The sequence below is a fragment of the Actinoplanes flavus genome (genome assembly GCF_017592555.1).
GTDB classification, from domain to species: Bacteria; Actinomycetota; Actinomycetes; order Mycobacteriales; family Micromonosporaceae; genus Actinoplanes; species Actinoplanes flavus.
Window position 1 is genome coordinate 174,013 of record NZ_JAGFNS010000003.1, and the last position, 21,058, is coordinate 195,070.

The window sequence follows — 21,058 nt, forward strand, 5'->3', positions numbered from 1 at the left end:
CCGGGGCGGGGGGGTGCGGGGCGGGGGGGGGGGCGCGGGGGGGGGGGGGGGCGGGGGGGGCGGGGGGGCCCCCGGGCCGGGCAGCGGCCTGCACCTCACCGGAGCCCCGCTTCGTAGTGCAGGCGCTCGACCAGCGCCTCCTCGTCGACCTCCAGCCCCCGTGACCGGAACCAGCCGGCCACGTTGCGCACGTCCCGCGCGATGAACTCGCCGCCGCGCGGATTGGCGATCACGTCCACGATCTGCGGCAGGTCGATGAGCACCAGCCGCCCGTCGTGGACGAGCGTGTTGTACGGCGACAGGTCCCCGTGCGCCACCTGCGCCCGGGCCAGCACCGACAGCGCGTCGGTCATCTGCCGCCACAGGTCGGCCAGCCCGTCGGTGTCGGCGCGCACCTGAGCGAGCCGGGGCGCCGCCTCGCCGGTCTCCCAGTCGCCGATGAACTCCAGCATCAGCTCGGTGCCGATCAGCTGCACCGGGTAGGGCACACAGATCAGCCCGCTCTCCTGGCCGACCTGCCACAGCCGGCTGAGCGCGCCGAACTCGGCGGCCGCCCACTGCCCGGAGATCATCTCCTTGCCGAAGGCGGTCCGGTTGGACATGGCCCGCATCTCCCGGGAGCGGCGGACCCGGCGGCCCTCGAGATAGCCGGCGTCCCGGTGGAACATCCGGTGGTCGCCGTCGCGGTACCGCTTGGCGGCCAGCATGCTGATCTGGCCGGTGCCCGGGATGGCGCGCCGGACCAGGAAGACGTCGGCCTCCTTGCCGGTCTTCAGCATCCCCAGCTCGGTGTCGACCGCGCCGTACTCGGTACGGACCCAGTCGGGCCGGGGATCGGGACCGTGCAGAGCGCCGTCCCAGGTGGACCAGCGGTCGCCCTCCTCGGGCAGATCGGGGTCCTCCTGCAGGGCCGGCTCGAGCCGGCCGCGTTTTACGAAAGTCGGTTCGTCGTCGTCGAACTTACGGCGCCCACGGCGCATGGTCGTCTCGTGCTCGCGCACTCGAGGGTCTCCTCAGAGAAAGAAGTCATCGGGGAAAACGGGGACGCAGACATGACAAAGACAGCCACGAGGTCCACCCCCTTCTCTCTCGTCGGGAAACACGCGCGCCCACTCTTTCCGATCACCGAACCGGGCGCAACCCATTTATCCGGCGGCCATGACCGCCGTCATCGGGCGGCCATGATCGCCGAGATGCCCTGGATCACGTTGCCCACCACGCGGGTCGGCGCGAACCGGTTGTCCACCCAGTCCCGCCCGCGGTGCAGCCACACGCTGGGCAGCCCGAGCGCCGCGGCGCCGCCGATGTCGGCCTCCGGGCTGTCCCCGAGCACCCACGCCCCGGCCAGCCGCATCCGCACCCGCTGCGCGGCCAGAGCGAAGATCCGCGGGTTCGGCTTACTCACCCCGCACTGCTCGGAGATCACCCAGTCGGCGACATAGCGGTCCACCCCGGTACGCCGGATCCGGGCCTCCTGCTGCTCGGTCTGCCCGTTGGTGACCACCACCGGCACCAGCCCCGCGTCGCCCGCGATCTCCAGCGCGCAGCCGACCATCGGGTCCAGCCGTTCGAAGGTGAGCGGCCCGGTGTTCAGTTCGTCGACCAGGTCGATCACCGGCACACGCAGCCGGTAGCGTTCCCGGATGAGGTCGGCCAGGTCCCAGCGCGAGGTCAGCCCATCGGCGTCGACCGACACCAGCCACTCCAGGTCGTCCTGAGGGGCGGCGATCTCGTCGAGGAAGCCCTTAGCCCACAGCCGGAACGCACCGCTGCGGTCGAGCAGGGTGTCGTCCAGGGCGAGGAAGACTAGAGGCACGCGGGCACTTTACGTGAGCGCCTGCCGCAGCGCCCAGTCCAGGACTGTTAACAAGACACGGCGGTGAATGAGGAAATTCGCATCATCCGATCGTGGGACCGCCCTCTGTAGTAAGCCGTACGTACGGATTGCAAGAGGGTCCGGCCACATGACACGATCAGCGGCGTGCCCAGGGTGAGTCAGGACCAGCTCTATGCGCGCCGCCACGAGATCCTCAGTGCGGCCCGCGCCTGTTTCGCGCGGTTCGGCTACGGGGGCGCCACCGTCCGCCGCCTCGAAGAGGCCACCGGCATGTCGCGCGGCGCGATTTTTCATCATTTCCGGGACAAGGAGCATCTGTTCCTCGCCGTCGCCGAGGACGACGCCGCCACGATGGTGGAGACCGTCGCCCGCAACGGCCTCGTCCAGGTGATGCGCGACCTGCTGGACCGGGCCGGCAACAGCGAGGGCGACACGGCCGGCTGGCTCGGCACCCAGCTCGAGGTGTCACACCGCCTGCGTACCGACCCGGCCTTCGCCAAACGCTGGGCCCAGCGGTCCGCCGCGATCGCCGACGCCACCCGCGAGCGGCTCCAGCGGCAGCGTGAGGCCGGTGTGCTGCGCGAGGACGTACCGGTCGAGGTTCTCACCCAGTTCCTGGAGCTCGCCTACGACGGCCTAGTGCTGCACCTGGCCACCGGCCGCCCGGCCGGCGAGCTGGCCCGCGTCCTCGACGTGGTCGAGGAAGCGGTGCGCAAGCCCGCCGCCTGATCCCTACCGGCCCGGCGCCCGGTCGATGAAGCCGAGCACCTGGACGATCCGGCCGTCGGCGTCGCGTTCCGCCACGTCGAAGCCGACAACCAGCGGCTCGCCGCCGGGCCGGCCCAGATGCCAGGTGAAACGCGCCTGGTCGTGGTGCGCGTCGACCGGCCCGCCGGAGCTGAACACCAGCCCGGCGAACTGCCGCTGCGCCCCGTCGACGACCGCGTCCAGCGCGGCCCGGCCCGCCACGGCGGCGAACGGGTCGATGTACCGCACCTCCTCGGCGAACAACTCGTCGATCGCGGCCCGCCGGGCGACCGGGTCGGTCTCGTTCCACACGCCCAGGTACCGGTCGATCACGGTGTCGAAGTCGCTCATCTTCGTCGTCCCTTCGCTGTGGTCGGCTGATGACGGCCACAGCCTGCCCGGCGGCGGGAACGGCGTCGATTACCCCGGAGGTAATGGTGACCGCGCGGAACCCCTGCCTAGGCTGCCCGCATGGGCGAGGTGGGAAAGCTGCTGCGCGGTTGGCGGGACACCCGGAGGATGAGCCAGCTCGATCTGTCCGGCCGGTCCGGGGTGTCCACCCGGCATCTGTCGTTCGTGGAGACCGGCCGCTCCCGGCCGACCCGGCAGATGCTGCTGCGGCTGGCCGAGGAGCTGGACGTGCCGTTGCGCGCCCGCAACGAGCTGCTGCTGGCCGGTGGGTACGCCCCCGCCTACCCGGAATCGGCACTGGACGGCCCGCCGCTGGCCGACGTGCTGTCCGCGCTCCGCGAGGTGCTGGCCGGGCACGGGCCGAACCCGGCGGTGCTGGTGGACCGGCACTGGACGATGGTCGACGGCAACGCGGCGGTGGCCCTCCTCACCGAGGGATGCGCGCCGGAGCTGCTGACCCCGCCGGTCAACGTGCTGCGCCTGGCGCTGCACCCGGACGGCATGGCGCCCCGGATCGGCAACCTCGCCGAGTGGCGCACCCACCTCCTGCACCGGCTGGACCGGCAGGCCGCGGCCACCGCCGACCCGGTGCTGCACGAGCTGCACGCCGAGCTGGCCGGCTATCCCGGCGGCGAGGCCGACACCCGCCCCGACGGTCTGGTGGTGCCGCTGCGGTTCGACGACCTGAACATGTTCAGCATCACGTCGATGCTCGGCACCCCGCGCGACGTCACCCTGTCCGAGCTGGCCATCGAGGCGTTCCTGCCGGCCGACGCGGCCACCGCGACCGCGCTCGGCCGCCGGATGGCAGGATCGTCCCATGGACCTTGGGCTGGCTGATCGTGTCTTCATCCTCACCGGCGCCTCGCGAGGGCTGGGGTTCGCCACCGCGGAGGCGCTCGTCGGTGACGGCGCACGGGTGGTGATCTCGTCGCGCGACGCCGACCGGGTCGCCGAGGCGGTCGACCGGCTGGGCGGCCCCGAGCACGCCTTCGGGGTGACCGCCGACCTGGCCGACCCGAGTACCCCGCGCGAGCTGGTGCACGCCGCGCAGGAGCGGTTCGGCCGCCTCGACGGCGCGCTGATCTCGGTGGGCGGCCCCACTCCGGGCACCGCGGCCAGCATGAGCGACGACCAGTGGACGACCGCCTTCGAGACGGTGTTCCTCGGTTCGGTGCGCGCGGCCCGTACGTTCGCCTCCGCCCTGCCCGAGGGCGGCGCCATCGGCCTGGTCCTCTCCACCTCGGTGAAGACGCCGCTGACCGGTCTGGGCCTCTCCAACGGTTTCCGTCCCGGCCTGGCCATGGTGGCGAAGGACATGGCCGACGAGTTCGCCCCGCGTGGCGTCCGGGTGCTGAGCATCCTGCCGGGCCGTTTCATGACCGACCGCAGCCGCGAACTCCTCGAAGCCGCCCCCGACCCGGCGGCCGCGGCCGAGACGATCGCCGCGAACATCCCGCTGAACCGGATCGGCGAGCCCACCGAGTTCGGCCGGGTGGCGGCCTTCCTGCTCTCCCCGGCCGCCGGCTACGTGACCGGCGTGGCGGTCCCGGTCGACGGCGGCGCCCTCCGCACCCTGTGACCTCCTCACCCACCGAGCCCGCACCGGCTTCCACCGCCCAGCCCGCACCGGCTTCCACGGCCCAGCCCGGTCCGGCTTCCACGGGCCGACCCAGCCCGGCTTCCGCAAGCCGGCCGAGTCCGGCTTCCGCGAGCCGACCCAGCCCGGCTTCCGCGAGCCGACCCAGCCCGGCTTCCGCGAGCCGACCCAGCCCGGCTTCCACGGCCCGACCCAGCCCGGCTTCCACGGCCCGACCCAGCCCGGCTTCCACGGGCCGGCCCAGCGCCGAGGAGGTGGCGGCCGCCGCCGGGCGGACCATTCCGGACGTGGCCGGGCCCGGTCTGCTGGTGCTGTTCTCCGGCATCAACCCGAGCCTCTACTCGGCGGCGACCGGTCACCATTTCGCCCGTCCGGGGAACCGGTTCTGGCCGGCGCTGCACGGCTCCGGCTTCACCGACCGCCTGCTCGACCCCTCCGAACAACACCTGCTGCCCGCCCTCGGGCTCGGCATCACCAATGTGGTGGCCCGGGCCACCGCCCGCGCCGACGAGCTCTCCCCCGAGGAGTACGCCGAGGGCGGCGCCCAGCTCACGGAACGGGTGGCCCGCCTACGGCCGCGGTATCTCGCGGTGCTCGGGGTGACCGCCTACCGCGCCGCCTTCGGCCGCCCGAAGGCACGGCTCGGACCGCAGGAGGAGGCGCTCGCGGGCGTACCGGTGTGGGTGTTGCCGAACCCGAGCGGCCTGAACGCGCACTTCCAGCTGCCCGCGCTGATCAGCGAGTTCGCGGCGCTCCGCGCCGCCGTCCTCTGAACCCCCGCGTTCCAGGCCCGCTCAGGCCACGGCGATGATCTCCAGCTCGATGAGCCAGTCGCTCTCCAGCGTCTGTACGACGATCGCGGTGGTCGGGATGACCCGCCCGCCGAGCGCCGCCACCCGGGCCGCCGCGTTCTCCTCGGCGTAGGACGCGTCGCGCAGATAGCTGGTCTGGCGGACGATGTTCCCCACCGTCATCTCCGCCGAGGCGAGGATGGCGCGGATGTTGTTCCAGACGAGTTCCAGCTGCTCGGTGAGACCGGCGCCGGCCTTGCCCGCGGGGTCGAGGCCCATCGTCCCGGAGACGAAGAGCATCCGCTGAGCCCCACGAACCTCCATGGCGTGCACGTAGTCACCGGTGGCCGGATAGACGCCGTCAACCGGATTGCGCGCGATCATCTCCATGCGGCCGACCCTAGCCGTCGCCACCCACAGTGGACATCCGATTTTACCCTCGCCGCGTCCGCGCACGGATCCGCCCGGACGCCTGCCGGCTCATCCGGCCGGGATGATCCTGGCGAGGGCCGTCTCGCGGTGTGATCGGCGTATGACGGAAACGGCGGCGGCGTTGGCGCTGCTCGCCGTGTTCGGGTGGGGGTTGTGGTCGGCGCGGCTGGGCCGTGCCGATCTCACCGCGCCCATCCTGTTCGTGACCGCCGGGCTGCTGCTCTCCACCGGGCCGATGCCCGATCCGGAGACCACCCGCGAGGTGGTGCGGCTGCTGGCCGAGGTCACCCTGGTCTGGGTGCTGTTCGCCGACGCGTCCCGGGTGGGCCTGCCGGAATTCCGCGCCGATCTGGGGCTCTTCGCACGCCTGCTGGGGATCGGCCTGCCGCTCACGATCGTGGCCGGCACGCTGCTCGCCGCGGCGTTCTTCGGGGAGATGGGCCTGTGGCTGGCGCTGCTGGTCGGCGCGTCCCTGGCCCCGACGGACGCGGCTCTGGGCGCCGCCGTGATGACCGACCCGTCGGTGCCGCCCCGGATCCGGCGGGCGCTCAATGTGGAGAGCGGGCTCAACGACGGTATCGCCACCCCGGTGGTGGCGCTCGCGATCGCCGGCGCCGCGGGCATGGTCGGAGGGTCGCATGCGGGGCTGACCGGCCTGGTGATCGGGGTGGCGATCGGCGTCGGCGCGGGGCTGGTCGGTGGCCGGGCGATGCGGGTGGCCCGCACGCGGGGCTGGGCGTCGGAGGATTTCGCCGGGCCGGGCGTGCTGGCCCTGGCCCTGGCCGTCTACATCGGCGCGCATCTGGTGGGCGGCAACGGGTTCGTCGCCGCCTTCCTGGCCGGTCTCGTGTTCGGCGCGGCGGCCGGCCGGGGAGGCGCCCACGAGGTCTTCTACGTCGAACAGACCGCCGGCCTGGCATCGCTGCTGACCTGGCTGGTCTTCGGCGCGGCCGCGGTGCCGATCGTCATCGCCAACACCGACTGGCTGGTGGTCGGCTACGCGATCCTGAGCCTCACGGTGATCCGGATGCTGCCGGTGGCGCTGGTCCTGATCGGCAGCGGCCTCTCCGCCCGGACGGTCGCCTTCATCGGCTGGTTCGGCCCGCGCGGCCTGGCGTCGGTCGTCTTCGCGATGCTGGCCGTCGAGGGTCTCGGCCCGCAGGCGGACCGCGCGGTGGCCGTGATCGGCGTGACCATCCTGCTGAGCGTCTTCGCCCACGGCGTGACCGCCAAGCCACTGGCCGCCCGCCTCGCGAAGTCCAGCCGGCCACCCGGCGTGGCCCCCACGGCCCGGATCCCCGGCATCGACGAAGCCGACACGAACCCCCTAGCCCGCACCCCCGGCCGGGACGAGACCGACCCCCGCGAAACCCGCACGAACCCCGCGGCCCCCGCCCCAGGCCAGGCTGAGACCGGCGGCCACAAAGCCGACACGAACCCCCTAGCCCGCACCCCCGGCCGGGACGAGACCGACCCCCGCGAAACCCGCACCAACCCGGCGGCCCCCGCCCCAGGCCGGACTGAGACCGACGGCCGCAAAGCCGACACGAACCCCCTAGCCCGCACCCCCAGCCAGGGCGAAACCGACCCCCGCGAAACCCGCACCAACCCGGCGGCCCGCACCTCCGGCCGGGGAGGGACACACCCGAGCGAAGCCCGCACTCCCGGCCAGGGTGGGACCGACCCGGAAAGACCCGGCACGAATCCGGCGGCCCGCGCCCACGACCGGGGCGAAACCGGCGCAAGCGAAACCGGCACGAACCCAGGGCCCCGCGCCGAGCCATCCGCCGCCGCCTCCGAACCGGCGCCACCAGCCGGCACCGCCGGCGCCCCGAGCCCGCCCGACGTCCTCCCGGCGCGCGGCCTCCTGCACCGTCACCCGGCCCGCCACCGCCCCTGACGATTCCGTCGGGGAAGCTCAGCGCACCGAGCCGGCCTGTCCGCTCTCCTCCCCGACAAGTGGATCAGCGAGCATCTCCCGTGCTGGGAGCTCCGCGAATTGGGTCCGGTAGAGGTCCGCGTAAAGCCCACCCGCGACGATCAGCTCCTCGTGCCGGCCCCGCTCGACGATCCTTCCGCGGTCCAGCACCAGAATCTGATCGGCTTTGCGGATGGTGGAGAGCCGATGCGCGATGACCAGCGCCGTCCGCCCGCGCAACGCTTCGGCGAGAGCCCGCTGCACGGCGGCTTCGGACTCGCTGTCGAGATGGGCGGTGGCCTCGTCGAGGATCACGATCGACGGCTGTTTGAGCAGCAGCCGGGCGATGGCGAGCCGCTGCTTCTCCCCGCCGGAGAACCGGTAGCCGCGCTCCCCCACCACGGTGTCGAGCCCGTCCGGCAGGGCCTGCACCAGCCCGGCGATCCGCGCGCCGGTGAGCGCGTCCCACATCTGTTCCTCGGTGGCGTCTGGTCGCGCGTACCGAAGATTGTCGGCGATGGTCTCGTGGAACAGATGCGAGTCCTGGGTGACGACACCGACGGTGTCGCGCAGTGACGCGAGGGTGGCGTCGCGCACGTCGACCCCACCGATCCGAACCGAGCCGCCGGTCACGTCGTAGACCCGGGAGACCAGCATCGACGTGGTGGACTTGCCGGCGCCGGACGGGCCGACGAGCGCGACCATCTGCCCCGGCTCGACGGTGAAGTCGAGGCCGGCGAGGACCTCCTCGTTCTCCCGGTGGTCGAGGCTGGCGACGTCCTCCAGGGTGGCGAGCGACACCTCGGCGGCGCTGGGGTAGCGGAACCGCACGTCCCGGAACTCGATGAGCCCGGAGCCGGCCGGGATGGGTGTGGCGCCCGGCTTCTCGGTGATGCCCGGTCGCAGGTCCAGCACCTCGAAGACCCGGTCGAAGGAGACCAGCGCGCTCATCACGTCGACCCGGACGTTGCTGAGCGCGGTGAGCGGACCGTACAGCCGGGTGAGCAGCAGCGCCAGGGTGACGACGGTGCCGGCCGAGACGTCGCCGCGGACCGCCAGCCAGCCGCCCAGCCCGTACGTCAGCGCCTGCGCGAGCGAAGCGACGAGCAGCATCGCGACGAAGAAGGTCCGGGAATACATCGCCTGCTGGACGCCGATGTCGCGGACCCGGCCGGCGCGCTCGCCGAACCGGGCCGCCTCGACCTCCGGCCGCCCGAAGAGTTTGACGAGCAGCGCGCCGGAGACGTTGAACCGCTCGGTCATCGTCGCGTTCATCTTCGCGTCGAGGTTGTACGACTCCCGGGTGATCTCGGCGAGCCGCTTGCCGACCCGTCGCGCCGGCACGATGAAGACCGGCAGCAGGAGCAGCGACAGGGCGGTGATCTGCCAGGACAGGGTGAACATCACCCCGGCCGTGAGGACCAGCTGGATGACGTTGCTGACCACGCCGGAGAGCGTCGACGTGAAGGCCCGCTGCGCGCCGATGACGTCGTTGTTGAGCCGGCTGACCAGGGCACCGGTCTGGGTGCGCGCGAAGAACTGCAACGGCATGCGCTGCACGTGGTCGTAGACCCGGGTGCGCAGGTCGAGGATGATGCCCTCGCCGATGCGGGCCGAATACCACCGCTGGGCGAGCGACAGCAGCGCCTCGGCGACGGCCAGCACGGCGATCACCAGGGCGATCCGGATCACCGCGTCCGCCCGCCCGGCGGTGATTGCGTTGATCACGTCGCCGGCGAGCAGCGGGGTGGCCACGCCGATCCCGGCGGCGAGCACCACGGTCAGCAGGAACACCGCGATGTCGCGCCGGTACGGCACGGCAAACCGCAGGATCCGCCCAGCCGTCCCCTCGCGCACACGGTGCCGGCTGACGCGGTCCGCGTTCTGGATCGAGCGCAGGACACTCCAGCTGGACATGTCACCTCCCGGGTGCCGTTCGACGGGGCAGAACACAGTCTGCCCCGTGGGTACGACAATCCCGGGAGGTGATCTACTCCCCGGAACCCAGCAGGTCGCTCAACCTGCGGGTCTGTGCTTCGCGCTCGGCCCGGTCCTGCTCCGCGTACGACCGCAGGGGCGCACCCGCGAGCAGGGCCTTGATCTCGGCGACCGCACCGGCGTCCGCGGCCAGCACCGCCGCGGCGAGGTCGGCCACCGTCCCGTCCAGTTCGGCTCGGGGGACCACGGCCGTCGCCAGGCCGATCCGGTCCGCCTCGTCGGCCGCCATCCGCCGGCCGGTCACGCATATCTCCAGCGCCCGGGACGGGCCGACCAGCTCGGTGAGCCGCTTCGTACCGCCCAGATCGGGAACCAGCCCGAGGGTGACCTCGGCCATGGAGAACCGCGCGTCGTCGGCGAGGACCCGCATGTCGCAGTTCAGCGCAAGCTGGAAGCCGGCGCCGATCGCGTGTCCTTGCACAGCGGCAATCGTCACAATGGACGGACTGCGCAACCAGGTGAACGCGGTCTGGAACCCGGCAATCCGATCCGCACACTCGGACGCGGACAACTGCGCCAGGGTGGCCAGAGAAGAATCGCCGTCGCCACGTGCCACCGACAGATCCAGGCCGGCGGAAAACGCGCGTCCCTCGCCCCGGACAATGACGACCCGCACGTCACCCGGTAATTTTCGGGAAATGTTGCCGAGCTCCGTCCACATGGCTGGAGTCTGGGCATTGAGAACGTCGGGCCGGCACAACGTCACCGTCGCGACCGGCCCGTCCTGTTCGTAGCGAACGCCGACGTCGTCGGTGGAACTGGGTCGAGCGTTGCCGGTCGTCACGCCTTCTTGCGGCGGCGGGCGCCACCACGCTGGCGCAACTGAACTCCCGACTCGGTGAGCACGCGGTGGACGAATCCGTAGGAACGGCCGGTGGAAGCGGCCAGCGCGCGGATGCTCTCGCCGGAGGTGTAACGCTTCACCAGGTCCTTGGCGAGCGACTGCCGCTCGCTACCGACGATTCGACGACCCTTCTCAGTACTGGTAGCTGTGCCAGTGGCTGCCATCTTGAATCCTCACGTCGCAGACAGTGCGGTCAGATACGGTCCCTCCTATTACACCGTCTCGAACGATCATGCGCCAGGCATCTAGCCCCCGTGAACGTGCCCATTTATTACTGTCAGGAACTTGACGGTTACCACCGGCATCAATGTCAGACAGTTTGCCGGCAGCCTCTCGGAAGGCATTTCCGGACCGCGGGGCCGTCGCCCAAGACCATCGATCACCTGCGGAAACACTCGATCGAGGGGAGGCCCTCGATCGCTCCGGAGAGTGCTGTGATCGCTCCATGGCGTGACACTCGACCTTGGGAACGAGCCCCGGCCGAGCGCCCGACCTGTTGGCAAACGCCCGAACATCGCACTGTCTGTGTGGGCACCTGTTGACAACTGACGATCGGCGATGATCCCGGCTCAGGCGAGCTCGACGAGCTCCAGGAGGTCGTCGCTCCAGGCGTCCTCGTCGCCGTCGGGCAGCAGGATCGCCCGGTCCGGCTTCAGCGCCTGCACACAGCCGGCGTCGTGGGTGACCAGCACGATCGCGCCCGGGTAGTTGGCGATCGCGTCCAGCACCTGCTCGCGGCTCACCGGGTCGAGGTTGTTGGTCGGCTCGTCCAGCAGCAGCACGTTGGCGCCCGAGCAGACCAGGGTGGCCAGGGCCAGCCGGGTCTTCTCACCGCCGGAGAGCACACCGGCCGGCTTGTCGACGTCGTCGCCGGAGAAGAGGAAGGCGCCCAGGATCTTGCGCAGCTCGGTGTCGGTCTGCTCCGACGCGGCGCTGCGCATGTGCTCCAGGATGGTCCGGTCCACGTCCAGCGTCTCGTGCTCCTGGGCGTAGTAGCCCAGCCGCAGCCCGTGCCCGGCACGCACCTCGCCGGTGTCCGGCTCCAGCAGGCCGCCCAGCATCCGCAGCAGGGTGGTCTTGCCGGCGCCGTTCAGCCCCAGGATGGCGACCCGGGAACCGCGGTCCACCGCCACGCTGACGTCGGTGAAGATCTCCAGCGAGCCGTACGACTTCGACAGCCCGGACGCGGTCAGCGGGGTCTTGCCGCACGGGGCCGGGCTCGGGAACCGGACCTTCGCCACCTTGTCGGAGCTACGCACCTCTTCCAGCCCACCGAGCAGCTTCTCGGCACGACGGGCCATGTTCTGCGCGGCGACCGTCTTGGTGGCCTTGGCACGCATCTTGTCCGCCTGCGCCATCAGGGCGCCGGCCTTCTTCTCCGCGTTGGCGCGCTCCCGGCGGCGACGGCGCTCGTCGGTCTCGCGGGCCTCCAGGTACGTCTTCCAGCCCATGTTGTACATGTCGACGACCGAGCGGTTGGCGTCCAGATACCAGACCTTGTTGACCGCGGCGTCGAGCAGCTCGACGTCGTGACTGATCACCACGAGGCCACCCTTGTGCTGCGCCATGTAGCCGCGCAGCCAGGTGATCGAGTCCTGGTCGAGGTGGTTGGTCGGCTCGTCGAGCAGCAGGATGCCCTTGCCGTTCTGCCCCGAGTTGGCGAACAGGATGCGGGCCAGCTCGATCCGGCGGCGCTGACCGCCGGAGAGGGTGCCGATGGTCTGCGCCAGGGCGCGCTCCGGCAGCCCCAGGTTGGCGCAGATCCGGGCGGCCTCGGCCTCGGCGCCGTAGCCACCGAGGGCGGAGAACTGGTCCTCCAGCTGCCCGTAGCGCCGGACCAGCTTCTCGTCGCCGCTCTCCTCGAGCTGGACCTCGAGCTTCTGCATCTCGGCGAGGATGGTGTCCAGGCCGCGGGCGGACAGGACACGGTCGCGGCCGGTCACGTTCAGATCCCCGGTACGCGGGTCCTGCGGCAGGTAACCGATCTCACTGGTCCGCTCGACGCTTCCCGCGTACGGGATCCCCTCCCCCGCCAGCACCTTGAGCGTGGTGGTCTTGCCCGCGCCGTTGCGGCCGACCAGGCCGATCCGGTCGCCGGGCTGCACCCGCAGCGTGGTCGGGGAGATCAGGATGCGCGCGCCGGCGCGGAGTTCCAGTCCGGTGGCGGTGATCATGAGGTTCTCGCTCTCGGTGAGACGGCTGACTCAGGGCGCAGAAAAGCGCCGGCCATCGCAGATGACGGTCGGCGCCGGGGCAGGTCAGCCTTCGCAGAGCAGCACGCGGCCATACTACCGGGCCGCCACGGCACCTCCCACTCGATTAATTCACAAGATCAACGGGTAAGCCGCCGGGCAACCGTGGTGAAGGTGGGACGACTATGGAACTCAACGAACGCGCCGACATCGACACCGGTCAGATCGAGGACGGCCGCGGATCGGGTGGCGGCGGTGGCATCGGCGGGCTGCCGATCGGCGGTGGCGGCCTCGCCGGCGTCGTGGTCACCCTGATCATCGCCCTGGTCGGCGGCTACTTCGGGATCAACACGATGGGCGGGGGCGGCGGCGAGTCGACCGGCCAGCCGATCACCCAGTGCAGCACCGGCGCGGAGCAGCTCCAGCAGCTGGTGTGCCGCAACGGGCTCTACGTGACGTCGATCCAGGCGTACTGGCGTGACGAGCTGCCGCAGGCGTTCGGCGAGCAGTACGTCCCGGCGAAGACACACCTGTTCGAGGGCTCGGTGAACACCGCCTGCGGCGCCGCCGACTCCGGCGTCGGCCCGTTCTACTGCCCGGCCGACGACAAGGTCTACATCGATCTCTCCTTCTACCAGGTGCTGTCCCGGCAACTGGGCGCGCCGGGCGAGTTCGCTCAGCCCTACGTGCTGGCCCACGAGTACGGCCACCACATCCAGGACGTGCTCGGCACCGAGGCCGAGATGCGCCGCCGGCAGGAACGCGACCCGGACTCCGCCAACCAGGAGTCGGTGAAGCTGGAGCTCCAGGCCGACTGCTACGCCGGGGCCTGGGCGAACGCGGCCGCCAACACCACCGACAAGGACGGCGACAAGATCTTCACGAGCCTCACCGACACCGACATCCAGGAGGGCATCCAGGCCGCCGGCCAGATCGGCGACGACACCCTCCAGAAGCGCGGTGGCGGCCGGGTCGACCCCGAGCAGTTCACCCACGGCACCTCTGAGCAGCGCCAGCACTGGTTCCGCGTCGGTTACGAGTCCGGCGACCCGAAGCAGTGCGACACCTTCAAGGCGGGCGCCGTCGCCTGACCCACCCGGATCAGGATCGGCAGCGCTTCACTCGCGGATCAGGATCGGCACGGCGCGAGCCGCGGCCACGGCGGTCACCAGGACCGCGTGCCGCGGCTCCGGCACATCCAGCAACCTTCCGGTACGCAGCGCGGCCACCGCCCTCAGCTGCGGCACGGCCAGAATGGTGTCCACCGCCACACGGTCACCTCCGGCCACGAGCGCGGCCATCGTGCGTACCTCCGGAAGGAGAATGCGCCCCACGATGCCGGCGGCGTCGGCAGCGGCCGCTTTGGCCTGATTGTCCCGGCGGCGCGCGAAGCGCTGCTGCGACCAGCCACCCGCGGCCGTGCGCCCCTGCACATAATGGGTGTCCACCTTGGACGTCACCAGCTCGTCGCCGTCGGCGACACCGACCGCGACCGCGCCCTTGCGGGCCAACAGCAACCCCAGCCGCCGCGGCGCCCGCGCCTCCCGGATCAGCTCGGCCATCGTCGTGACCGGGCCGGCTCCCGGGGGCGCGTGCAGCGTCGCCGACGCGCCGTCCGCGGCGGTCACCGTCAACCCCTCTTCACGGTACGGGCCATGGCGCGTCGCGAAATTCTCCAGCCATCGTGGCAGCCGCCCGGGCGCGACATCGACCCACTTGCCACCGCCGGCCGCCGCACGTTCCCCCATTCCGCCCACCCTACTTCCGCGGATTTCTGTCGTACCCCGGTGGCAGGATGCGGGACATGAGCGATCTGGCTGTGGTTCTGGTCGACCGGCTCGCGGCCGCGTTCGACGAGGCCCGCGACCCGGTGCGGGCGGTCGGGGCGGCGGCCTACATGCGCGATCAGTTCCCCTTCCTCGGCCTGACCAGCCCGGTGCGGCGGGCGCGGGCCCGCGTGGCCCTGGCCGGCCTGCCATCACCGGCCGAGGCCGAGCTGCGCGACGTGGCGTTGGCCTGCTGGTCCCGTGACGAGCGCGAGTTCCAGCAGTTCGCCTGCGACTACCTGGCGAAGCACATCAAGGTCCCAGGCCCGGCGTTCCTCGACACGGTGGCCGAGCTGATCGTGACGAAATCCTGGTGGGACACAGTGGACGCGCTGGCCGCCCACGTGGTCGGCGGCCTGGTGCGACGGCACCCGGAGACGGTCACCCGGATGGACGAGTGGTCCCGCGCCGAGGACATGTGGCTGGTCCGGGCCGCGATCCTGCATCAGCTCACCTACGGCCCGGCCACCGACACCGACCGCCTGTTCGGCTATTGCGCCGCCCAGGCCGGCCACCGCGACTTCTTCATCCGCAAGGCGATCGGCTGGGCGCTGCGCCAGCACACCCGCACCGACCCGGAGGCGGTCCGCGCCTTCCTGTCCGCCCAGGGCGACCGCCTGTCCCCACTCTCCCGCCGAGAGGCGGCCAAACACCTGTGACCACCCACGACTGGCACGCCCGCGCGCTAGCGGCCGAAGAGCGGAAGGACTGGGACGAGGCGATCACGCTGGTGAGCGCGCACGCCGAGTGTTTCAGCGCGGACCACTACCGGCACAACAGCCACCTGTGGCACATGCGCCTGCTCGCCCTGGCCGGCCGCCGGCCCGAGCTGGAGCAACTGGCCACCACCGACTCCCACGCCAGGCGCGCTCTGGGCCGCACCGAAGACCCCCGCGACCACTGAGTCACACCGCCTCCGAAAGCCGAGCCGAGGTCAACCGGCAGCACACGCGCCTTCTCACCAGGCCCAACCGGCCGCCGCGCCCGGCACGCCCCAGGCCGCGCCGAGGACCCCCGCAACCACTGAACCATTGTTTTTCTCGCCCAGGTCAATCGGTGACGAGCAACTGGAGGGCCAGGCCGGCGATCACGATGCTGGAGACCAGGGCGGTGATCAGGCGGCCGCGCCGGCCGGTGAGGAACCGGCCGATCAGCGAGCCGCCACCGGCGATCAGGAGCTGCCAGCTCGCCGAGGCGAGAAAGGCGCCGGCCACGAACCACACGCCGCCTCCCGCGCCGCCGCTGCCGAGCACCAGCGCCGCGAAGTAGATCACGGTGGCCGGGTTGAGCAGCGTGAGACCGAGAACACCGGCGTAGGCACGGAACGCCGTCGCCGGCCGCTCGTCACGCTCGGCCACCCCGGTCGCGCGGATCGCACCCCAGGCGGTCCATCCGGCCAACGCGAGGAGCACCACCGCCCCGGCCCACCGCAGCGGCACGGCCACCGGCGCGATCGCGGCCGCGACGGCCGCTCCCCCGGCGACGGCGACCAGCGCGTAGATGCCGTCCGCGGTGGCCGCGCCGAGCCCGGCGGCCGCGCCGACCCGTAACGAGGTCCGCGCGCTGAGCCCGGCGATGAGCACACCGATGGCTCCCACGGGCACCGCGATGCCGTAGCCGGCGACCACGCCGGCCAGAAACGCCCCGCTCATGACCGCTGCCGGCGACCCGCAATCGACTCGGCGCCGACCTGCTGTCGCACGGCCCGATCGGCCACGGCGACAGAGACGGCGGGGTAACGCTTCAGCTTGGTCACGCCGCCATCTTCAACCCGGCCCACCCCTCCCGGCCACCCAATTTCCGCGCCCAACCCACACCACCGCCCACGGTGACCCGACGCCACCCACCGCCCGCCACACCCTCCCTCGCAATCGCCCCGTGACGAGCCCCGTCCCCACCCACACACCCGCGACGGCCCACCTACCTATCCCCCCAATCGCCCGCCGACCCAGCCGCCACCGCAACCACTCCAGCCACGATGAGCCCGCTGACCCGTCCGCTATCGCTATCACCGCCGACCCAGTCACCACCGCCACCCACGACCAGTCCATTCACCCGACGGCTATCGCCATCACCGCCCACCAAGCCACCACCACCCACGACCAGCCCGCTCACCTTCCGCCACTCATCCCACCAAGCCCACGACCAGCCCCACCACCGCGTGGTCGCGCAACCCGGCCTGCGCGGCCCTCGATTCGGTTGGAGGTCATGGGGCGTGCCCTGTTCTTTCTCAGGTGGCTGCGCGCTGTGGTCGATCTTGTCCGGCTGGTCCTGGGAGCTGTTGGGGAGCGGTCGAGACAGCACCGGAAGCCAGCCGGAACCGACCGGCTGGCTCTCAAGGCTGTCTCGACGGCGCTGAGCCAGCCCTGACGACCGGCCCGACAAGATCAACCGCCCTCCGGACGATGCGGCCGGGCTTCGAGACCGAGGCGGCACAGGGACACGGGAGGCCTCGACCTACGGCAACACCCACGACCAGTTGGAACCGACCGGGGCTGGCGCTGAGGGCAGTCCCAACGACGTTGAGACAGCGCCCACGACCAGCTGGACAAGATCAACCGCTCCCCGGGCGGTGCTGCCCACCTGCGAGCGGGTTTCGAGACTTGAGCGGCAACGGGGACACGGGCCGCCTCCGCACTGAGACGACATCCACGGCCAACTGGAAGCGACCGGCTGGCTCTCAGGGCTGTCTCGACGGTGCTGAGACAGCGCCCACGGTTAGCTGGGCGGGATCAACCGCTGGACGGGCGAGGCCGGCCGACGGCGGGCTTGGGGACCGAGGCGGGAGCGGGGCGAGGGGCTGCTTTTGGGGGCGTTCGGGCGTACACGATCGGGTTTTTCGTGGGTCGGAGCCGGCGGCGGGAAGACGACCGTGCGAATGCACCGGAGGGTCATTTCACGCAATGAACGCAGTTACCAGACGCTTTCTGTTGAACTCGGAACGTGACCGACACGGGCCGAATCGGTAGGGTCCGATCATGGTCGCTGAACTGATTCTGGTCCGGCACGGGCAAAGCCTGGCCAACGTGGCGTTCACCGCAGCCAACGCGGAAGGGCTCCTGGAAGCGGCGGTGAGCGGCCGCGACGCGGAGGTGCCGCTCACCGAAACCGGGGAGGAGCAGGCCGCCGCGCTGGGCACATGGCTGGCCGCGCTACCGGAGGAGCACCGGCCACAGGTGGTGATCACGTCGCCGTACCTGCGTGCGCGTGAGACGTGGCGGATCGCCGCCGCGACGTCGGGCCTCGATCTGCCGGCGCCGCGCACCGACGACCGCCTGGTGGACCGGCTGATGGGCGAACTGGAGTTGCTCACCCACGCCGCGGTCGCGGCACGCTACCCGGAGGAGGCGGCGCGGCGGGCCGAGGCGGGCGAGTTCGAGTACGTGCCACCGGGCGGCGAGTCGTTCGCCGACATCGCGATCCGGCTCAAGTCGTTCCTGGACGACCTGCACACCGACCACGCCGGGCAACGGGTGATCGTCGTGGCCCACGACGCGGTGGTCCTGATGATGCGGGCCGTCATCGAGCAGTTGGACTGGGACGAGGTGCTGGAGGTGGAACGCGAGGCGGGCAGCGTGCGGAACGCGTCCATCACCCGGTTCGACGGCGGTTCCGGGGAGCTGACGCTGGACCGCTACAACGTGATCGACCACCTGCCCCCGACCTGATCCTTGTATCGATGACTGTCTTGTCACGAACGGCCAGCGATCTTATGTTCGATCGATGCCCGTCGCTCACTCTCTTCGCGGGCCGGCTCCCCCGCGTCGCGCGGTGAGCCGCCAGCTGGGCGCTCTCCTCACCGCCGAGGCGATCTCCATGCTCGGCAGCCGGATCACCTTCGTCGCCGTACCCTGGCTGATCCTCGTCACCACCGACTCGGCCCTGCTCGCCGGGGTGGCCGGATTCGCCGAGATGCTGCCCTACGTGCTGTCCGGCCTGATCGGCGGCCCGATCGTGGACCGGGTCGGCCCGCGGCCCACCGCCGTGACCGCCGATGTGGCCAGCCTCCTGGCGGTAGCCGGCATCCCGTTGATCGCCTACTGCGACGGCGTCTCGTTCGGTGCGCTGCTGGTGCTGATCGCCCTGGCCGGCGCGCTGCGCGGCTTCGGTGACGCGGCCAAACGGGCGCTGCTGCCCCGCACGATCGCCGCGGCCGGGCTCTCCACGGAACGCGGCACCGCGATGTACGACGGCACCTGCCGCGCGTCCACCCTGGTCGGCCTGCCGCTCGCCGGAGTGCTGATCGCCACCCTCGGCCCGGCGACGGTCCTGCTGTTCGACGCGCTCTCGTTCGCGGTCAGCGCGCTGATCATCGGCGCACTCGTCCGGGTCGGTCACGCCGATGCCGCGGCTCGCGCCGAGAGCAAACAGCAGGGGTACGCGGACGCGCTCCGTGACGGTTTCCGGTACGTACGCGGCGATCGCCTCATCGTCGGTGTCATGGCGATGCTGTTCGCCACGAACCTGTTCGATCAGGCGTTCGCGACGGTGTTCGTGCCGGTGTGGGTACGCGACGGCCCACACGGACCCGCCGCACTGGGAGTGATCGGCACCGCCTTCGGTCTGGGTGCGGTCGCGGGCAACCTCCTGTACACGGTGCTGGCGCCACGCCTGCCCCGGCGCCGCACCTTCGGCATCTGCTTCTTCCTGGGCGGACCGGCACAGTTGCTGGCCCTGGCCCTCACCGACCGGGTCTGGGTCGTCCTGGCCACCGCGGCGATCGCGGGCGCCCTCATGTCCACGGTCAACCCGATCCTGATGGCCTCCGTCTACCGCCGGATCCCGACCCGCCTGCACGGCCGCGTGATCAGCGTCCTGATCGCGGTCTCCTGGGCCGGCATCCCGTTCGGCGGTCTCGTCGGCGGTTGGGCAACCGAGATGCTCGGTCTGCACACCGCCGCTCTGGTGGCGGCGATCGGCTACCTGGCGGTGACGGTGTCCCCCTTCCTCTTCCCGGCGTGGCAGGAACTCGACGAGACCCCGCACCCCGAACGCAACAAGGCCGTAGCCACCGTCTGACCACCCCATCCAGCACACCCGCCGACCACCCAGCCGACGAGCGAGCCGACGACGGAGCGGGAGACCGGGCCGACCCCAGCCGACGAGCGAGCCGGCAGCAGAGCGGCAGCCGAGCCGACCACCAGCCGATGAACAAGACAACCGCGGAGCGGGAGACCGGGCCGACCACCAACCGACGAGCGAGCCGGCAGCAGAGCAGAAGCCGAGCCGACCACCCAGCCGACAGCAGAGCGGGAGACCGGGCCGACCACCGGCCGGTGAATGAGGTGGCGGTGGTGGGTCAGTCCATCTTGCTCCAGGCGAGGAGCTGGTCGGCGACGGCGCGGTCGCCGTCGATGCGGATGTCGGACAGGGGGATGCGGCGGTAGAGGGCCAGCACCAGGTCACTCGCGGTGCCCCGGAGGGTGGTGACCGGCTCGCCGCTGGCCGCCGGGTCGGCCTTCGCCCCGGCCGGGGACAGGTCGAGGATCCAGGACGGGCCCTCGAGCGCCTGGAAGGCGACCCGCGCCGGACGGTGTGGCCAGGCCCCGAGCGAGCCGAGGCAGACGGTGAGGAACTCGCTCACCCCGTCGACCGCGACGGCGGCCGGCAACGTCTCGGGCTTGCCGATGGCCTCCTGAGCGTCGTAGGCGTGCACAGCCGCCTCCTGCACCTGGTGCCGGGCGACCGCCCCGGCCGTCAGCGGCGCGCCCGACTCGGCCCACCAGGCCCAGCAGGGCGCGTCCGGCCCGGCGGTGCGCAGCGCGTCGAGCAGCAGGCCGGTGGACTCGCTGAACCACTCCGGCAGGTCGCCCTCGGGATCCTGCTCGCCACGCTGCCCGGGTGGGGGCGGCCCGGAGTCGTCGGCCGCGGCGACCGTGGCGGCCCAGAACCGCTGGACACCGCCGATGTGGGTGACGAGGTCGGTGAGCGACCAGTCGGGGCAGCCCGGGATGCGGGCCGCCGGATCCGGCGCGGCGTCGACGGCGTCACGCAGCGCTGCCGACCGGCCTTCGATCAGGGCGAGAAGCTCGGAGAACGGCGGAGTCGAATTCATGCCCGTTTCTACCACCGAGGTACGACAGAAATCCGTCCTCCTGATCATGGGCCGCTCTGAGGGCGTACCCGGCCGGACGGAACTCCGGAGCGGCGGAGAAGGCGGCACACCCACCTCGCCGCGAGTGCGAACAGGGCGCGGACCGGGCCGGAACCACGAAGACGGCCATGGATTCGACGGCACGCGGACGAACCGGAACAGCGAAGACGACCAGAGATCCGGCCGAGCCCGGACACGCCACGACAACGAAGACGGCCAAAGGTCCGGCCGAGCGTAAACACGCCACAAGAACGAAGACGACCGACGATCCGGCCGAGCGTGGACACGCTGCGACAGCGAAGGGGGGGCCCCCCACCCCCGGGCCCCCCGCCCCCGCGCTAGTTGAGAACGTGGAAGCCCCCGCCCCC

The 21,058-nt window shown here is 71.5% G+C and carries 21 protein-coding genes; 10 read left to right on the forward strand and 11 right to left on the reverse strand.

Annotation, left to right across the window (positions count from 1 at the left end):
* Window positions 1-95 precede the first annotated feature (95 nt).
* Together J5X75_RS06095 and J5X75_RS06100 are read right to left on the reverse strand one after the other, a co-directional pair.
* Complete coding sequence (locus tag J5X75_RS06095; RefSeq protein WP_372450842.1) at window positions 96-1,001, reverse strand: serine protein kinase RIO; 906 nt, start codon at window positions 999-1,001, stop codon at window positions 96-98.
* Between the two features lie 167 nt (window positions 1,002-1,168).
* Complete coding sequence (locus J5X75_RS06100; RefSeq protein WP_208466297.1) at window positions 1,169-1,816, reverse strand: HAD family hydrolase; 648 nt, start codon at window positions 1,814-1,816, stop codon at window positions 1,169-1,171.
* Between the two features lie 165 nt (window positions 1,817-1,981).
* Between J5X75_RS06100 and J5X75_RS06105 the strand changes: the two genes are divergently transcribed.
* Window positions 1,982-2,566: a TetR/AcrR family transcriptional regulator gene (locus J5X75_RS06105; RefSeq protein ID WP_208466298.1), complete on the forward strand. Its 585-nt coding sequence runs from the start codon at window positions 1,982-1,984 to the stop codon at window positions 2,564-2,566.
* 3 nt (window positions 2,567-2,569) lie between these two features.
* Here J5X75_RS06105 and J5X75_RS06110 read toward each other — a convergent pair whose 3' ends face one another.
* Window positions 2,570-2,935, reverse strand: a complete 366-nt coding sequence (locus J5X75_RS06110) for a nuclear transport factor 2 family protein (protein ID WP_208466299.1) — start codon at window positions 2,933-2,935, stop codon at window positions 2,570-2,572.
* A 120-nt stretch (window positions 2,936-3,055) separates the two neighbouring features.
* Between J5X75_RS06110 and J5X75_RS06115 the strand changes: the two genes are divergently transcribed.
* From J5X75_RS06115 to mug, 3 genes are all read left to right on the forward strand, one after another.
* Entirely contained in the window at window positions 3,056-3,835 is a 780-nt protein-coding gene (locus J5X75_RS06115) for a helix-turn-helix domain-containing protein (RefSeq protein WP_208466300.1), read from the forward strand.
* Window positions 3,816-4,577 carry an SDR family oxidoreductase gene (locus J5X75_RS06120; RefSeq protein ID WP_208466301.1) on the forward strand — a complete coding sequence of 254 codons (762 nt, stop codon included), beginning with the start codon at window positions 3,816-3,818 and terminating at the stop codon, window positions 4,575-4,577. Before J5X75_RS06115 ends, J5X75_RS06120 begins: the two co-directional genes overlap by 20 nt.
* Window positions 4,578-4,849: 272 nt before the next feature.
* Complete coding sequence (gene mug, locus J5X75_RS06125; RefSeq protein WP_307797947.1) at window positions 4,850-5,368, forward strand: G/U mismatch-specific DNA glycosylase; 519 nt, start codon at window positions 4,850-4,852, stop codon at window positions 5,366-5,368.
* A 21-nt stretch (window positions 5,369-5,389) separates the two neighbouring features.
* Here mug and J5X75_RS06130 read toward each other — a convergent pair whose 3' ends face one another.
* A complete protein-coding gene (locus tag J5X75_RS06130) occupies window positions 5,390-5,776 on the reverse strand; it encodes a RidA family protein (protein WP_208466302.1) in 387 nt (128 codons plus the stop codon).
* 142 nt (window positions 5,777-5,918) lie between these two features.
* Between J5X75_RS06130 and J5X75_RS45325 the strand changes: the two genes are divergently transcribed.
* Entirely contained in the window at window positions 5,919-7,718 is a 1,800-nt protein-coding gene (locus tag J5X75_RS45325) for a cation:proton antiporter domain-containing protein (RefSeq protein WP_208466303.1), read from the forward strand.
* An 18-nt stretch (window positions 7,719-7,736) separates the two neighbouring features.
* Here the strand turns inward: J5X75_RS45325 and J5X75_RS06140 are convergent, their stop codons facing one another.
* The 4 genes from J5X75_RS06140 to J5X75_RS06155 all read right to left on the reverse strand — a co-directional run bounded on the left by J5X75_RS06140 (window position 7,737) and on the right by J5X75_RS06155 (window position 12,752).
* Window positions 7,737-9,653 carry an ABC transporter ATP-binding protein gene (locus J5X75_RS06140; RefSeq protein WP_208466304.1) on the reverse strand — a complete coding sequence of 639 codons (1,917 nt, stop codon included), beginning with the start codon at window positions 9,651-9,653 and terminating at the stop codon, window positions 7,737-7,739.
* Window positions 9,654-9,726: 73 nt separating this feature from the next.
* Window positions 9,727-10,518 carry an enoyl-CoA hydratase/isomerase family protein gene (locus J5X75_RS06145; protein ID WP_208466305.1) on the reverse strand — a complete coding sequence of 264 codons (792 nt, stop codon included), beginning with the start codon at window positions 10,516-10,518 and terminating at the stop codon, window positions 9,727-9,729.
* The gene (locus tag J5X75_RS06150; protein WP_014441759.1) at window positions 10,515-10,742 is read right to left on the reverse strand and encodes a helix-turn-helix domain-containing protein; all 228 of its coding nucleotides are present in this window, start codon (window positions 10,740-10,742) and stop codon (window positions 10,515-10,517) included. Before J5X75_RS06150 ends, J5X75_RS06145 begins: the two co-directional genes overlap by 4 nt.
* 405 nt (window positions 10,743-11,147) lie before the next feature.
* Window positions 11,148-12,752: an ABC-F family ATP-binding cassette domain-containing protein gene (locus J5X75_RS06155; RefSeq protein ID WP_208466306.1), complete on the reverse strand. Its 1,605-nt coding sequence runs from the start codon at window positions 12,750-12,752 to the stop codon at window positions 11,148-11,150.
* Window positions 12,753-12,955: 203 nt separating this feature from the next.
* Between J5X75_RS06155 and ypfJ the strand changes: the two genes are divergently transcribed.
* Window positions 12,956-13,861, forward strand: a complete 906-nt coding sequence (gene ypfJ, locus J5X75_RS06160; protein ID WP_208466307.1) for a KPN_02809 family neutral zinc metallopeptidase — start codon at window positions 12,956-12,958, stop codon at window positions 13,859-13,861.
* A 27-nt stretch (window positions 13,862-13,888) separates the two neighbouring features.
* Here ypfJ and J5X75_RS06165 read toward each other — a convergent pair whose 3' ends face one another.
* Entirely contained in the window at window positions 13,889-14,518 is a 630-nt protein-coding gene (locus J5X75_RS06165; protein ID WP_208466308.1) for an acVLRF1 family peptidyl-tRNA hydrolase, read from the reverse strand.
* 56 nt (window positions 14,519-14,574) lie between these two features.
* Between J5X75_RS06165 and J5X75_RS06170 the strand changes: the two genes are divergently transcribed.
* Both J5X75_RS06170 and J5X75_RS06175 read left to right on the forward strand, forming a co-directional pair.
* Complete coding sequence (locus J5X75_RS06170) at window positions 14,575-15,255, forward strand: DNA alkylation repair protein (protein WP_208466309.1); 681 nt, start codon at window positions 14,575-14,577, stop codon at window positions 15,253-15,255.
* Complete coding sequence (locus J5X75_RS06175; RefSeq protein ID WP_208466310.1) at window positions 15,252-15,500, forward strand: hypothetical protein; 249 nt, start codon at window positions 15,252-15,254, stop codon at window positions 15,498-15,500. The genes J5X75_RS06170 and J5X75_RS06175 overlap by 4 nt, the downstream gene beginning before the upstream one ends.
* Before the next feature lie 145 nt (window positions 15,501-15,645).
* On the opposite strand, the gene J5X75_RS06180 is transcribed toward J5X75_RS06175, so the two are convergent.
* Window positions 15,646-16,248 (reverse strand): LysE family transporter, encoded by a 603-nt coding sequence (locus J5X75_RS06180; RefSeq protein ID WP_208466311.1) that lies wholly within the window; start codon window positions 16,246-16,248, stop codon window positions 15,646-15,648.
* A gap of 1,326 nt (window positions 16,249-17,574) precedes the next feature.
* On the opposite strand from J5X75_RS06180, the gene J5X75_RS06185 reads away from it, so the two are divergent.
* A complete protein-coding gene (locus J5X75_RS06185; protein WP_208466312.1) occupies window positions 17,575-18,264 on the forward strand; it encodes a histidine phosphatase family protein in 690 nt (229 codons plus the stop codon).
* Between the two features lie 103 nt (window positions 18,265-18,367).
* Window positions 18,368-19,615, forward strand: a complete 1,248-nt coding sequence (locus tag J5X75_RS06190; protein ID WP_307797950.1) for an MFS transporter — start codon at window positions 18,368-18,370, stop codon at window positions 19,613-19,615.
* A gap of 280 nt (window positions 19,616-19,895) precedes the next feature.
* On the opposite strand, the gene J5X75_RS06195 is transcribed toward J5X75_RS06190, so the two are convergent.
* Complete coding sequence (locus tag J5X75_RS06195; RefSeq protein WP_208466314.1) at window positions 19,896-20,651, reverse strand: maleylpyruvate isomerase family mycothiol-dependent enzyme; 756 nt, start codon at window positions 20,649-20,651, stop codon at window positions 19,896-19,898.
* Window positions 20,652-21,058: the final 407 nt, after the last annotated feature.

Excerpts from the sequence above, each read along its gene's own strand:
- J5X75_RS06110 (WP_208466299.1), bottom strand. The coding sequence starts at position 2,935 with ATGAGCGACTTCGACACCGTGATCGACCGGTACCTGGGCGTGTGGAAC.
- J5X75_RS06115 (WP_208466300.1), top strand. The coding sequence starts at position 3,056 with ATGGGCGAGGTGGGAAAGCTGCTGCGCGGTTGGCGGGACACCCGGAGG.
- J5X75_RS06120 (WP_208466301.1), top strand. The coding sequence starts at position 3,816 with ATGGACCTTGGGCTGGCTGATCGTGTCTTCATCCTCACCGGCGCCTCG.
- J5X75_RS06130 (WP_208466302.1), bottom strand. The coding sequence starts at position 5,776 with ATGGAGATGATCGCGCGCAATCCGGTTGACGGCGTCTATCCGGCCACC.
- J5X75_RS45325 (WP_208466303.1), top strand. The coding sequence starts at position 5,919 with ATGACGGAAACGGCGGCGGCGTTGGCGCTGCTCGCCGTGTTCGGGTGG.
- J5X75_RS06140 (WP_208466304.1), bottom strand. The coding sequence starts at position 9,653 with ATGTCCAGCTGGAGTGTCCTGCGCTCGATCCAGAACGCGGACCGCGTC.
- J5X75_RS06150 (WP_014441759.1), bottom strand. The coding sequence starts at position 10,742 with ATGGCAGCCACTGGCACAGCTACCAGTACTGAGAAGGGTCGTCGAATC.
- J5X75_RS06155 (WP_208466306.1), bottom strand. The coding sequence starts at position 12,752 with ATGATCACCGCCACCGGACTGGAACTCCGCGCCGGCGCGCGCATCCTG.
- ypfJ (WP_208466307.1), top strand. The coding sequence starts at position 12,956 with ATGGAACTCAACGAACGCGCCGACATCGACACCGGTCAGATCGAGGAC.
- J5X75_RS06165 (WP_208466308.1), bottom strand. The coding sequence starts at position 14,518 with ATGGGGGAACGTGCGGCGGCCGGCGGTGGCAAGTGGGTCGATGTCGCG.
- J5X75_RS06170 (WP_208466309.1), top strand. The coding sequence starts at position 14,575 with ATGAGCGATCTGGCTGTGGTTCTGGTCGACCGGCTCGCGGCCGCGTTC.
- J5X75_RS06180 (WP_208466311.1), bottom strand. The coding sequence starts at position 16,248 with ATGAGCGGGGCGTTTCTGGCCGGCGTGGTCGCCGGCTACGGCATCGCG.
- J5X75_RS06185 (WP_208466312.1), top strand. The coding sequence starts at position 17,575 with ATGGTCGCTGAACTGATTCTGGTCCGGCACGGGCAAAGCCTGGCCAAC.
- J5X75_RS06195 (WP_208466314.1), bottom strand. The coding sequence starts at position 20,651 with ATGAATTCGACTCCGCCGTTCTCCGAGCTTCTCGCCCTGATCGAAGGC.